This window comes from Microterricola pindariensis (assembly GCF_002936985.1).
Taxonomy (GTDB): Bacteria; Actinomycetota; Actinomycetes; order Actinomycetales; family Microbacteriaceae; genus Microterricola; species Microterricola pindariensis.
Map to the genome: position 1 here is coordinate 1 of NZ_MPZN01000080.1, position 12077 is coordinate 12077.

At 71.6% G+C, this 12077-nt stretch carries 13 protein-coding genes; 5 read left to right on the plus strand and 8 right to left on the minus strand.

Annotated elements, in window-relative coordinates; all coding sequences use genetic code 11:
* Positions 1 to 62: 62 nt before the first annotated feature.
* Positions 63 to 1802, minus strand: a complete 1740-nt coding sequence (locus GY24_RS15515; RefSeq protein ID WP_104477311.1) for a long-chain-fatty-acid--CoA ligase — start codon at positions 1800 to 1802, stop codon at positions 63 to 65.
* Between the two features lie 173 nt (positions 1803 to 1975).
* On the opposite strand from GY24_RS15515, the gene GY24_RS15520 reads away from it, so the two are divergent.
* The gene (locus GY24_RS15520) at positions 1976 to 3259 is read left to right on the plus strand and encodes an MFS transporter (protein ID WP_233279412.1); all 1284 of its coding nucleotides are present in this window, start codon (positions 1976 to 1978) and stop codon (positions 3257 to 3259) included.
* Here the strand turns inward: GY24_RS15520 and GY24_RS15525 are convergent.
* From GY24_RS15525 to GY24_RS15535, 3 genes are all read right to left on the minus strand, one after another.
* The gene (locus GY24_RS15525) at positions 3240 to 4001 is read right to left on the minus strand and encodes a response regulator (RefSeq protein ID WP_104477315.1); all 762 of its coding nucleotides are present in this window, start codon (positions 3999 to 4001) and stop codon (positions 3240 to 3242) included. The two genes, GY24_RS15520 and GY24_RS15525, sit on opposite strands and share 20 nt — an antisense overlap.
* The gene (locus GY24_RS15530; RefSeq protein ID WP_104477317.1) at positions 3994 to 5352 is read right to left on the minus strand and encodes a sensor histidine kinase; all 1359 of its coding nucleotides are present in this window, start codon (positions 5350 to 5352) and stop codon (positions 3994 to 3996) included. Before GY24_RS15530 ends, GY24_RS15525 begins: the two co-directional genes overlap by 8 nt.
* A gap of 114 nt (positions 5353 to 5466) precedes the next feature.
* Positions 5467 to 6264 (minus strand): CPBP family glutamic-type intramembrane protease, encoded by a 798-nt coding sequence (locus GY24_RS15535; RefSeq protein ID WP_233279413.1) that lies wholly within the window; start codon positions 6262 to 6264, stop codon positions 5467 to 5469.
* A 180-nt stretch (positions 6265 to 6444) separates the two neighbouring features.
* Between GY24_RS15535 and GY24_RS15540 the strand changes: the two genes are divergently transcribed.
* Genes GY24_RS15540 through GY24_RS15555 form a run of 4 tightly spaced genes read left to right on the plus strand, consistent with a single transcriptional unit; the run spans position 6445 to position 9033 of the window.
* Positions 6445 to 6798 carry a PadR family transcriptional regulator gene (locus tag GY24_RS15540; protein ID WP_104477319.1) on the plus strand — a complete coding sequence of 118 codons (354 nt, stop codon included), beginning with the start codon at positions 6445 to 6447 and terminating at the stop codon, positions 6796 to 6798.
* Positions 6795 to 7592, plus strand: a complete 798-nt coding sequence (locus tag GY24_RS15545) for a hypothetical protein (protein WP_104477321.1) — start codon at positions 6795 to 6797, stop codon at positions 7590 to 7592. Before GY24_RS15540 ends, GY24_RS15545 begins: the two co-directional genes overlap by 4 nt.
* On the plus strand, positions 7589 to 8122 hold the full coding sequence (locus tag GY24_RS15550; RefSeq protein ID WP_104477324.1) for a hypothetical protein: 534 nt from the start codon (positions 7589 to 7591) through the stop codon (positions 8120 to 8122). Before GY24_RS15545 ends, GY24_RS15550 begins: the two co-directional genes overlap by 4 nt.
* Before the next feature lie 56 nt (positions 8123 to 8178).
* Complete coding sequence (locus GY24_RS15555) at positions 8179 to 9033, plus strand: hypothetical protein (RefSeq protein ID WP_104477326.1); 855 nt, start codon at positions 8179 to 8181, stop codon at positions 9031 to 9033.
* A gap of 102 nt (positions 9034 to 9135) precedes the next feature.
* Here the strand turns inward: GY24_RS15555 and GY24_RS15560 are convergent, their stop codons facing one another.
* From GY24_RS15560 to GY24_RS15575, 4 genes are all read right to left on the minus strand, one after another.
* A complete protein-coding gene (locus tag GY24_RS15560; RefSeq protein WP_104477328.1) occupies positions 9136 to 10512 on the minus strand; it encodes a hypothetical protein in 1377 nt (458 codons plus the stop codon).
* A 259-nt stretch (positions 10513 to 10771) separates the two neighbouring features.
* Positions 10772 to 10993, minus strand: a complete 222-nt coding sequence (locus GY24_RS15565) for an SCO4848 family membrane protein (RefSeq protein WP_104477330.1) — start codon at positions 10991 to 10993, stop codon at positions 10772 to 10774.
* A 47-nt stretch (positions 10994 to 11040) separates the two neighbouring features.
* A complete protein-coding gene (locus GY24_RS15570) occupies positions 11041 to 11760 on the minus strand; it encodes an SDR family NAD(P)-dependent oxidoreductase (RefSeq protein WP_104477332.1) in 720 nt (239 codons plus the stop codon).
* A gap of 129 nt (positions 11761 to 11889) precedes the next feature.
* On the minus strand, positions 11890 to 12077 hold a 188-nt coding region (locus GY24_RS15575; RefSeq protein ID WP_233279414.1), incomplete at its 5' end, for a DUF6421 family protein.

Genomic DNA, 12077 nt, shown 5'->3' on the forward strand with positions numbered 1-12077 from the left:
TCTCGATACGGCCCTGGCGGGCCTACTCGACCACCGGGTGGGGGAGCGGCGACGCGCGCGGCTCAGCTGCCGGGGCGCGGGGCGATCTGCTGCTGCACCTGGCGGCGCAGCACCTTGCCGATCAGCGAGCGGGGCAGCTCGTCCACCTGCACGAAGCGGCGCGGCACCTTGTACGGCGTGAGCGAGCCCTTCGCGAAGGTGCGCAGCTCGTCGGCGTCCAGCGCGACGCCGGGCGCCAGCACCACGGCGGCCGTGACGACCTCGGCGCCATCGGCGTCCGGGGCGCCGACCACGGCGATGTCGAGCACGTCCGGGTGCTGCAGCAGCGCCGCCTCCACCTCGGTCGGCGAGACGTTGAAGCCGCCGGTGACGATCAGCTCCTTGGCACGGTCCACGATCGAGATGAAGCCGTCGGGAGACACCGTGACGATGTCGCCGGTGCGCAGCCACTGCCCGGCATCCGCCGCGGCCGCGTCGCCCTCGACGACGCTCGCCGCCAGCAGCACCTCTGCGCTGTCGCTCGGCCGGTTCCAGTAGCCGGAGAACACCTGCGGGCCGCGCACCAGCAGCTCGCCGGCCTCGTCGAAGCCGCGGTGCACGCCGGGCTGCTCCGGGTCGACGACGCGGATCTCGATGTTCGGCAGCGGCAGGCCGACGGTGCCGGCCCGGCGGTTGGCGGCGACCGGGTTCACCGAGATGATCGGCGAGGACTCGGTCATGCCGTAGCCCTCCACCAGCAGGCTGTCGGTGCCCGCCTCCCAGCGCTCGACGAGCGCGGGCGGCAGCGCCATCGCACCGGAGATCGCGAAGCGGATGCTGCCGAGGCTGACGCCCGCGGCATCCGCCGCCGTCAGCATGCGGTCGTAGACCGGCGGCACGGCGGGCAGGAACGTCGGCGGGTTCTTCTTGGCCGCGGCCAGCACGAGCTCGGGGTCGAACGCGGGGAACAGCACCAGGCGCGCGCCCATGCTCATCGCCGAAGTGATGCAGAGCGTCAGCCCGAATGCGTGGAACATCGGCAGCACGCCGTAGAACACCTCGGCGCCGGGCTTCGGCCCGGGCAGCCAGGCCTGGCCCTGCATCGAGTTGACGATCAGGTTGCGGTGGCTGAGCACGGCGCCCTTCGGGGTGCCGGTCGTGCCGCTGGTGTACTGCAGCAGGGCGGTGTCGTCGGCCAGCGGGCGCGGGTGCTCGGCGGCAATCGGCGCGTGCTTGAGCAGGCTGGCCCAGTCGACGGCGCCGGGGGCCAGATGCCCGAGCGTCAGCTTCTCGCGGCCGGCCCGCGCGGCGGCCACCGGCAGGCGCAGCTTGACCCGCATGCCGAGCGGCATCGCGCGGGTCACGTCGACGGCGACGATCGCCTCGACGCCCATCTCGGCCGGGAAGTCGGCGACGGTGGCGGCGAGCTTGTCCCAGACGATGGCGGTCTTCGCGCCGTGGTCCTCGAACTGGTGGCGCAGCTCCCGCGGCGTGTACAGCGGGTTGTGCTCGACGACGATCGCGCCGAGGCGCAGCGCGGCGTAGAACGCCACCAGGTGTTGCGGGCAGTTGGGCAGCACGAGGGCCACGCGCTCGCCGGCCTTCACCCCGAGGGCGCGCAGTCCCTCCGCAGCCCGGTCGATGGCCTCGCCGAGCTCCCGGTAGCTCGTCGTCGCGCCGAAGAACTCCAACGCCGTGTGGCCTGGGTAGCGCCGCACCGATTCCTCGATCACGTCGATGAGCGAGTCTTCTGGCACGTCGATCAGGTGCGGAACTTCCGGCGAGTACGAGCCGAGCCACGGCTTTGCGGCGAAGACGCTCATCGGGCGATTCGGTTCGGGCGCGGCTGTATCATGCGAACAGTCTGCCAGCACAACGGGGGAAACACCCATCGCAGGGGCTCCTCCGCCTGTGCGCGCTCGGGGCCAGGGCGCCGAAACGTGCGCACGAACAAGTGCACTGGCGCACGCACACATTGCGGAGGAACATGGGCAGCGTGAACGCCGCAGCTCGCCGCATCCAGCGGATCTACCTCACCCTCACACTGGGCAACACGCTGGCGGCGTCGTTCATCTGGGGCGTGAACACCCTGTTCCTGCTGGATGCCGGGCTCAGCAGCTTCGAGGCCTTCGCCGCCAACGCCTTCTTCACACTCGGCATGGTGCTGTTCGAGATCCCCACCGGCGTCGTCGCCGACGGCTGGGGGCGGCGCACCTCCTTCCTGCTCGGCACCATCACGCTCGCCGGCTCGACGTTCCTCTACTACCTGCTCTGGCTCTACCACTCGCCGTTCTGGGCGTGGGCGATCGTCTCGATCTTGCTCGGACTCGGCTTCACCTTCTTCTCCGGCGCCGTCGAGGCCTGGCTTGTCGACGCGATGCGCTTCTCCGGCTACGAGGGCGGGCTCGAGGGGGTGTTCGGCCGCGCCCAGATGGTCTCCGGGGTGGCGATGCTCGTCGGTTCCGTCGCCGGCGGCGTCATCGCCCAGGCGACGAACCTCGGCGTCCCGTTCCTGATCCGGGTCGGCGTGCTCATGGTCATGTTCGGGGTCGCATTCTGGGTGATGCGGGATGTCGGCTTCACCCCGGAGCGCTCGCGGCACCCGTTGCAGGCCACCAAGGGGGTGCTCACGGCATCCATCGACAACGGCCTCAAGAACCCGCCGGTGCGCTACGTGATGCTGGCCGCGCCGTTCACCGCCGGCGTCGGGATCTACGTCTTCTACGCGCTGCAGCCGTTCCTGCTCGACCTGTTCGGCGACCCGAAGGCGTACTCGATCGCCGGGCTCGCGGCGGCGATCGTGGCCGGCTCGCAGGTGCTCGGCGGCTGGCTGGCTCCGCGCATCCGACTGCTCTTCCGCAAGCGCAGCAGCGTGCTGATCGCGAGCGTGTCGGTGAGCGCCGCCATCCTGGTGGTGCTCGGCATCACCAAGGTGTTCTGGGTGGCCCTGCTGCTGCTCGCGGTGTGGGCGATGGTGGCCGCGGCAGCCACGCCGGTGCAGCAGGCCTATCTGAACGACATGATCCCGTCGAAGCAGCGCGCGACGGTGTTGAGCTTCGCCTCGCTGATGGGCTCCAGCGGCGGCATCGTGGTGCAGCCGGTGCTCGGCCGGGCCGCCGACATCTACGGCTACCCCGCGTCGCTGGCGATCGGCGGGCTGATCGAGCTGATCGCGCTGCCGTTCCTCGTGGCCAGCAGGCGGCAGAATGCGCCGGCCGACAGCGCCCGCGACGGCGACGAGCCGGCCGCCGTCGAGGGACTCACGCCCGAGACGCCATGAGCCCCTGCTCGTAGGCGAAGATCACGGCCTGGATCCGATCGCGCAGGCCGAGCTTCATCAGCACCTTCGAGACGTGCGACTTGACCGTCGCCTCGCCCACGAAGAGCCGGGCGGCAATCTCGGCGTTGGAGAGCCCGACGGCCAGCAACTGCAGCACCTCCGCCTCGCGGTCGGTGAGGCTGGACAGTTGGGCGGATGCCGGGGCGCCGCGCCCAGGCGCGGGGATTTCGACAGGCTCAATCAGCGGAGCAGGGAGCTCAATCGGCGGGGAAAGGAGCGCAATCGGCGGAGAGGTCGGGGCGGTGGCCGCCGCGATCACCTGGCGGGTGACATCCGGCGAGAGCAGTGCGTCGCCGCGGGCCAGCACCTGCACGGCGTTGACCAGGTCCTCCGGGGAGGCGTTCTTGAGGAGGAAGCCGCTCGCGCCGCTCTGCAGCGCGGTGAACAGGTAGTCCTCGCGGTTGAAGGTGGTGAGCATGAGCACGCTCGCGCCGAGCGCCGGGTCGGCCGTGATCAGCCGGGTGGCCTCGAGGCCGTCCATGCCGGGCATCTGCACGTCCATGCAGATCACGTCCGGCGTGAGGGCGCGGGCCGCCGCCACCGCCTGCTCGCCGTTGCCGGCCTCGCCGACGACCGCGATGCCGGGCTCGGACTCCAGGATGATGCGGAAGCCGGCGCGCACCAGCTCCTGATCGTCCACGAGCAGTACCCGGATCGGGGCGGACGGATGCGGCTCAGTCATGCGGAGTGCTCTCGATCAAGGGGGAGTGGGTGTCGGCCGCGACCGGCGCGATCGGGAACCGGGCACGCACCAGGTAGCCGCCGCGGGCGCGGGGGCCGATCTCGATGCTGCCGCCGACGGCCGCGACGCGCTCGCGCATGCCGACGTGGCCGAGCCCGGATCCGCTGGAACTGTTGGTGGCGCTCGCCGCCCCGCCGCGGGCGCTCGCGCCGACGCCACTGTCGCTCACCTCGAGCTCGACGGCATCGGCCAGGTAGCGCACCCGGAGGTCGGCGCGGGCGCCTCCGCCGCCGTGCTTGCGCGCATTGGTGAGCGCCTCCTGCGCCACCCGGTAGACGCCGAGGCTCACGCCGCCGGGCACGGCCCGCGGCTCGCCGATGACGCTGAGCTGCACGGGGAGGCCGCCGCCCGCGGCATCCGCCACCAGCTCGGCGAGCTGTTCGATGCCGCGCGTGCTGCTGCTCTGGTGGGCGGGAACCGGGCCCGTCTCCTGCTGCTCGGAGCGCAGCGTGCCGAGCAGCAGGTGCAGCTCGTCGACGGCGCTGCGTGCGTTCTGCTCGATCAGGCTGAGCGAGGCGCTGGCCTGGGCGGGGTCGCGCTCCAACACCCGGCGGGCGGCGCCGGCCTGCACCCCCATCACCGAAACGTGGTGGGCGACGACGTCGTGCAGCTCGCGGGCGATCCGCACCCGCTCGAGCGCGAGGGCCTGCTGTTTGGTGCGCTCCCGCTCCTCGGCGAGCTCGATGGTGCGCTGCTCGAGCAGCGCCCTGGCTCGGGCGGAGCGGTACGCGCTGTCGCCGAAGAACCAGGCCCCGCCGAAGTAGAGGAGGTTGGTGATGATGTTGATGAGGCCGTAGGCGAGGTAGGGCGAGAGGGCCCCCTCGCGGGGCAGCTCGGGCAGGTAGTCCTGCACGGCGGAGAAGTAGATGAGCTGCCAGAACACCCAGGCGAGCATGGCCGAGACGATGACGGCGCGCACGATCGTGGCGATCCGGCGGTTGCGCCCCCAGGCGCCGACCGAGTAGATCGCCACGAACAGGCAGATCTGGCTGAACAGCATCTCGCCGACCTCGAACACGTACGCCGCGGCGAAGGCCAGCGAGGAGACGAGGGCGACGGCCTCCGGCCAACGCCGGCGGAGGGCCAGCGGCATCGTCGCGGCCACGATCCAGATGGCCGCCTGCCAGCCGGGGGCCGTGCCGAAGGTGCCCGTCGCCCGGAACAGCACCAGGGTGATCGTCGTCCCGACGGCGAGGGCGAGCGCCAGCAGCAGGTCGTTGCGGTAGCCGGTGCGGCTGGGGCGCGGGCGCACCCACTCCTCGCTCTGGCCGGCCTCCGTGGTCTCGCTCATGGCTCCACGCTAGCGGGGCGGACGCCGCGGGGGATCCACCGTGCGGGGGAGTCGGCGCCCTGCGCGAGGTGCCCACCGACCGGTCGGCCGACGGCGGGCCCGCTGACGCCGCCTCTATGCAGGAACGGTGAGGCGTTCCCGGCTGCCACGGATGACGAAGATGACGCCGATGAGGGAGAGCAGGCCGACGAGCGGCAGGAAGGCCGACACGATGTTCGACAACTCGGACGCGTGTCCGTGCGCCACGGCGAAGACCGAGAAGTCCCAGACAGCGTGCAGGACCATGGCAAAGATCAGGGTTCCGGTGGTGCGCCGCAGGATGTAGAAGGCCGTGCCGACGAAGAACGCGAAGACCACCTGCTCGAGGGTGACGAAGACGCCCTGGCCCAACACGATGTTGACCAGGTGCAGCAAGGCAAAGAGCAGCGAGCTGAGGAACCACACCCAGCCCTCGCCGAGCGTGCTGCGCAGTGCGACGACGAGCAAGCCCCGCGTGGTGAGCTCTTCCGTGAAGCCGACGAGGAGCAACACGATCGACGCTCCGAAGAAGGCGAGGTCGTAGGATCCCCAGTCGGTGAAGAACAGGTTGGCGAGCGCGAGGATAGCGAGCAGCACGGGGGCGATGATCGGCCACTTGTGGCGGCTTGTCTGATTCTCGAAGAGGGCAGGCCGCCACCAGCCGAGCACGGTCGTCGTGAGGGCAAGTGCCGCGGTGGCAACGATGAGGGAGAGGCCAACACCGAAGAAGAGGTTCGACGCGTTGTCGCCCCACGTGTCATAGGAAATGCCGGAGAGCATCTGGACGGTGAACACGAGCGCCGCATAGCCGATCCAGATCACGAGCCCTATCCAGACCCGCGGCTTTACCTTCAACGTGTCGGCGAGCTCCGGGCTGCTGTGCGGTGCGGTCATGCGTCTTCTCCTTGGTGTCTGCAGTCTTACTATCTCGCAGACTTGGCCCAGAGGCGCTGCACGCGCCCACGTGCTGTCCACGGTGTTCACGCCCGCCCTGCCTCCATTCTCTGCGCCCCTGAGGGAGTGTCTTCCTCCGCAGTCTTGTTTAAAGGAAGATATGTTCCTATAGTTCTCGTCATGGCACGCAGACGACCGGGAACACTGTTCCCCCTGGAGATCGAGATCCTCGAATGCGGGATCGCGTTGCAGAGCAGTGACGGCGACTTCTACGGATTCGCCCTGGCCAAGGCGCTCGCCGGCCGCGCCGACGGAAAGGGGCTGACCGCCCACGGCACCTTGTACAAGGCGCTGGCCCGCATGACGGATGCCGGCCTGCTCGACGCCGTCTGGGAGGACGCCGCGCTCGCCGAGGCCGCCGGCCGCCCGCGTCGCCGGCTGTACACGGTCAGCGGCGAGGGCGTCCGCGCCCATCAGGCCGCGACGGCCGGTGCCCCGGCCGCAGCGCCCAGCGGCCTGGCAGCCTTCGCATGAGCGTCGCCCCCGTGTCGGCCGCGCCTGCCGCGGCCGGGACCGTGCGCGCCTGGTGCGAGTGGTACACCCGCGGCCTGCCGGAGCCGCTGGCGGCCGAGCGGCGCGACGAGGTCGCCTCCGACCTCCACGAGCACGCGGCGTGGGCGGCCGAGCAGGGCATCGCCGAGCGCGATCTGGGGCGCGGCATCCGGCTCCGGATGCTGGGCGGCGCCCTTGCCGACCTGAGCTGGCGGCGCCAGCAGTTGCGCGCGCACGAGACCGCGGAGGCGACCGCGCTGCGCCGCAACGCCCGCGGCGGCCTGCCCGTGCTGGCCTACACGCTCGCCCTGCTGGTGCTTGTCGCCAGCGGTGGCGTCGTGCTGCGGGTGCTGCTGGGCACGGGCCCGGGCAGCGCCGCGTTCCATGCGCAGGGCGCCGCCTCGGCCGTGCTCGCGCTGGCCGCGAGCGCCTGCGCCCTCGCGCTGATGGCCCGCCGACGCACGCGTTGGGTGGGCGCGCTCTGGGCGATCGTCGCCGTCTACTGCCTGCTGCGGTACGGAACGAAAGCGCTCGTGCACGCGAGCGCCACCAGCTCCCAGCTCGTCTACTCCGCGGCAGCCTGGGACACCTTCGGCAAGCTCCTCATCGTCGGCCTCACCCTGTTCTTCCTCGGCATGGCGGTGCGCTGGGCGCCCAGCCGGCGCGAGATGGACCGGGGCGTGCGGGCCGTGGCCCGGGCATCGACGCACGTGTCGGCGCAGGCGTCCCGCGTGGGTGAGCCGCTCGCCGTGAGCCGAGAGGCGGTCGGCGGATGACGGGCTCACCCCGCTCCCTCGTCAGCGGCCTGCTCGTGGCAGCCGGCCTCGGCGTGAGCGCCGTCGCCGTCGTCGGCCTGGCGCTCACCGCCGCGGCCACCCCGATGGTGGGCATCGTGCTGCAGCCCGGCGCCTCGGGTGCCGGGCAGCAGCCCGCGGCATCCGGAAACGGAGCAGCAGCAGGCGGCACCGCCGACGATGCCGTCGACGATGACGAAGAGGCGCTCGACCGCCCGCTCGACCCGTTGACCGCCGACTCCCGCGCCGTCATCGACACCGACCGGGAGCGCGCCCAGTTCGCCGCGTTGCAGGACGAGTGCATGGCGGAGGCCGGCTTCGACTGGTGGGATGCGGCCCGCGCCAACACGCCGGCTGGCGAGCCCTGGTGGCTCGCCGAGATCAGCCCGAACGAGGCGACCGCGGTCTACGCGGCGCTGCACGGCGAGAGCGCCTCGGCCGAGTACCGCTGGGAGCAGGCCGGCTGTTACGGATACGCCCTGCACGAGACCGGCAACGACAACAACCACTAGCCCGACACGGAAACACGGAAAGCCCGCAACAGTTCACGCACCATGAGGGGAACATCATGAAACGCAGGATCATCGGCATCGCCGCCGTGGCGAGCGTCGCCGCGCTGACAGCGGCCGCCTTCGCGCTTTCGGCGCAGGCGGCCCCGTGGCAGCAGGCCGCGGCCCCCGTCTCCACCGAGGCGCCGGCCGTTCTCGAAGCCGAGACGGATGCCGCCCCCCGTGCGACGCCGGAGGCCGAACTGGCGGAGGAGCCCGTCGCCCTCGACCCGATGTCGGCGGACTACAACCCGTACACCGACCCGGCCAGCCCGGACTACGTGACGCCGGTCGCGAAGGCTGAGTGGTACGCGAAGGACGCCGTCGTGCGCAAGTGCATGACCGACCTCGGCCTCGGCTACGAGACCGCGCCGTGGTGGCTGGGCGGCAGCCCACAGCCGACCGGCCTCGACTACAACCAGAGCATCGACTGGCTCATCGGTTACTCCGGCGCGAACTTCATGCAGCCAACCGGGGTGCCGGAGGAATCCGGGTGCTCCGGGCTCCTCGCGCTCATCGACGCCGGCACGGTCGCGGCCCCGCCCGTGCCCGTCCCCGCCGACCCGGTCGGGTTGCCCACGGAACGCCAGACCTGGCTCGCCTTCGATCAGCTGGTGCGCGACTGCATGACCGAGCGTGGCGTCGAGTACCTCTACTGGGAGTGGTGGAACCCGGAGTACCAGACCCCGTTCGACCCCCTCTCGCTCGAGCCGATGATCCCCGCGGCGCGGCCGCTCGACCTGAACGACGAGCAGATAGCCGCGTGGGAGTTCGCCCTCAACGGCGACGCCGGTGCCGGCGCGGAGTACCGCTGGGAGGACGCCGGCTGCCACGGCTACGCCGTGCACGCCTCGGGCAACGACAACATGCACTAGCCGCCGAGATTCCGCGCTCCGCGGCATCCGGGACATGCAGGAGGGGCGCTGCCGAATGGCAGCGCCCCTCCTGTGCGCAGAGTGCTGTGCGCGGTCGCGTTGTTAGAGCTGTGCGCGCCGGCGGCGTGCCACGAGCGCCGCGGCGCCGAGCAGCAGCATCAGCGAGGCGGCGCCGAGCGGCAGCGCCGTCTCCGCGCCGGTCTCGGCCAGTCCGGCCGTGACGTTCAGCGCGTACGCCTGCACGCTCTTCGAGCTCTGGCCCACGACCACGAGGGTGTGGTCACCGGCGCTCAGCTGCGAGAGCAGGCCCGTGGTGAGCTCGATCTTGACGGCGCCGTCGACGACGGCGAAGGTGCCGACCAGCACGGGGCTGGAGTACGCGTACACGTCGACGAAGCTGTCTGCGCCCGACCATGCGATGCTGGCGGCGTGGTTCGAGCCGGCGTTCAGCGAGCCGGCCGGCAGGCCGGCGGCATCCTGCGCCTGCACTCCGGCAGGAGCGTTGGCCGCCAGGAAGCCGGCGAGCTCGGAGGAGCCCGCGGCCGGGGCGGGAGCAGCGGGCAGGAGGGGGGCCGTCACGGCGGCCGTGATCTCGCTGTTCAGCCCGGTGTCGAAGAAGCCCTCGGCGGTGCCGGTGACGCGGACGCCGAGGAAGCGCGTGACCACGTCGTGCGTGACGGTGTAGCTCGTGCCCGTCGCGCCCTCGATGGCTCCGCCCATCATGCCGCCGTTCCAGAACCACTCGTAGCTGAGAGTGGTTCCGGCCGGCCAGCCGGCGGTGGACGCGGTCAGGGTCTCGCCGACGACGGGAGAGCCGGTGAGGGTGACGGTGACGCCGTCCAGCGGGAGGGAGGGCGGGCCGCCGAAGGTGAACGCCGCGCCGGGTACGTCGAGCGAGACCAGGTAGCTGGCGCTCCGCTCGGAGTAGATGCCGTAGCTGATGACCTCGGTCAGGCCCGCGGCCTCGAGCGCGGGGAGGATCGTGGCGAGAGCCGTCGGGGTGCCAGCGGTGAGCCCGGGGACGTCGCTGTTGACGGTCCACGAGGAGCTCAGGCCCGGGGTGTTGGTGCCGGAGACGGCGCCGACGAAGCGGAGCGTGGTGCTCTCGAACGCGCTGTTCTGCACGGTGAGCTCGAGCGCGGAGGGCGTGGTGTCCTCGGTGGTCGTCCACGAGACGCGCGCGTCGGCGAAGGCGCCAGCGTAGTCAGAGAGGGGCGTTGGCGTGTCCAGCGTGTTCGTGATCGCGGTCGAGTAGGAGATGGACAGCGCGCCGCCGACGTCCTCCAGGCCCAGGGGCGCGTAGGTCTGCCAGCCGGTTTCACCCGGAACGGCGCCGATGTCGGCCTTGGTGATGTGCGTGACGCCGGCGTCGGCCTGTGCCGGGGCGGCAACGGCGAGGCCGGCTCCAGAGAGAAGGGCGACTCCGAGCCCGAGTGCGGCGCCGCGGCGAAGCCGTGCGACGAGGGTGGTCTGGTTCACGTGTGAGGTTCCGTTCGTAAGGGGGCAGATCACCCGTGCAACGAACCAGACAGATCTCGCCTGCAATTCGCCAGACGAACGCCGACTCTTCCGGCGAGATCCGCCTGAGCTTATCCACCTGTCCGCGCGCACGGCGCGACGATCGGCAAATGACACCAGCACTGGGGGCCTGTCGGCGGTCGCCGCCCTCCGCCCTCCACCCAATGAGCGCGCGAACTGCGGCCAGCAGGCCGTGTCGTGCCGCTTTAACCGTGACGGTCTAGGCGGCGTCTGCGAGTCCGAGGATTCCGGCGACGGCGGATGCCGCGGCCAGCACCAGGGCGGAGCCGATCAGCACGGCGTGCACGGTGAGGAACTTCGTCGGCTTGCCCGCCGCATCCCGCGCCCGCGGGTCGCGGGCGACACGGCGCCAGAAGGTGGGCCAGACCAGCACGTTGAAGGCGGCGTTGACGAGGAGCAGGATCGAGAGCCAGACAGTCATGATGGGTCCAGCCTATTGGCGGTGAAACCCGGGGGCCGGCGGGTCGCCTACGCGGGATCGAGCGGGATGTGTACCCCGTTGAGCTCCGCCGCGGTGGTTCCCCACAGCCCGATGACGCGCTCGGCCAGCTGCTGCTCCAGGCCCGCCAGCGACTTCACGACGAAGATGACGGCGGCGGCAGTGGGAGGCTCGGGTGCGGTGGCCTTGGCGAAGCCCTGCGCGACGGCGCGGGTCCAGGCGTCGGCGGCCGCCTTGGCGGCGGCGTAGTTGGCACCGCCGGCGAGCGGGCGCGCGACGGACGCGCTCGAGACGATGGCGAGGCGGCCGGCATCCGAGGCAAGCAGGTCGTCGTTGAACGCCCGCGTCGTGTTGCGCAGGGTGCCGAAGGCCGCGTCGAGCGCCTGCCAGTCCTCCTCGCTCTGCCCGGCCAGGCCGCCGCCGCCGCGCCAACCGCCGACCAGGTGGATCAGCCCGTCGATCCCGCCGTGGCCGTGCACGGTTGCCTGCCCCCTGATCTCCTCGGCCAGCGCGGTGACCGCGGCGAAGTCGCCGAGGTCGCAGACGCGGGTGATGGCCCCGGGCACGGATGCAGCGAGCTCGGCGAGCCGCTCGGCATTGGACCCGACGGCGATCACCCGGGCCCCGGCCGCCGTGAGCGCCGCGGCGCAGGCGTGCCCGGAGGCGCTCGTGGCGCCGGCGATCAGGACGGTGCGCCCGGCGACGCCGGGCGCTGCGGGGGAGGTGCTGACGGGCTCAGGCATGCTCATTCTCTCAGGGTAGTGAAGTCGGGCCGGCGCGTCGCGGGCGCTGCGCCCGCTGGGGCCTCCGCGCCACTTTGCGGCCCTCCGCGCCACACCGGGTGGCGCGGAGGCCGCCGAAGTGGCGCGGAGCGCGAGCTACGCGGTGGCGCCCGTGATGCCGAGCGTCGACTCGATGACCGGCTTCATCTTCTTGTCGAGCGCCTCGAAGAACATCGACAGCGGGAACTCGTCGTCCAACACCAGGTCGGTGTAGCCCTTCGGCGCGCCGGCGAGCACGTCATCCGGAAGCCCCTTGGCCCAGTGCGACGCCGGGTTCGGGGTCA

Bases quoted from the DNA above. Each gene is read 5' to 3' on its own strand.
- GY24_RS15515 (WP_104477311.1), bottom strand. From the start codon at position 1,802: ATGAGCGTCTTCGCCGCAAAGCCGTGGCTCGGCTCGTACTCGCCGGAA.
- GY24_RS15525 (WP_104477315.1), bottom strand. From the start codon at position 4,001: ATGACTGAGCCGCATCCGTCCGCCCCGATCCGGGTACTGCTCGTGGAC.
- GY24_RS15530 (WP_104477317.1), bottom strand. From the start codon at position 5,352: ATGAGCGAGACCACGGAGGCCGGCCAGAGCGAGGAGTGGGTGCGCCCG.
- GY24_RS15535 (WP_233279413.1), bottom strand. From the start codon at position 6,264: ATGACCGCACCGCACAGCAGCCCGGAGCTCGCCGACACGTTGAAGGTA.
- GY24_RS15540 (WP_104477319.1), top strand. From the start codon at position 6,445: ATGGCACGCAGACGACCGGGAACACTGTTCCCCCTGGAGATCGAGATC.
- GY24_RS15545 (WP_104477321.1), top strand. From the start codon at position 6,795: ATGAGCGTCGCCCCCGTGTCGGCCGCGCCTGCCGCGGCCGGGACCGTG.
- GY24_RS15550 (WP_104477324.1), top strand. From the start codon at position 7,589: ATGACGGGCTCACCCCGCTCCCTCGTCAGCGGCCTGCTCGTGGCAGCC.
- GY24_RS15555 (WP_104477326.1), top strand. From the start codon at position 8,179: ATGAAACGCAGGATCATCGGCATCGCCGCCGTGGCGAGCGTCGCCGCG.
- GY24_RS15565 (WP_104477330.1), bottom strand. From the start codon at position 10,993: ATGACTGTCTGGCTCTCGATCCTGCTCCTCGTCAACGCCGCCTTCAAC.
- GY24_RS15570 (WP_104477332.1), bottom strand. From the start codon at position 11,760: ATGAGCATGCCTGAGCCCGTCAGCACCTCCCCCGCAGCGCCCGGCGTC.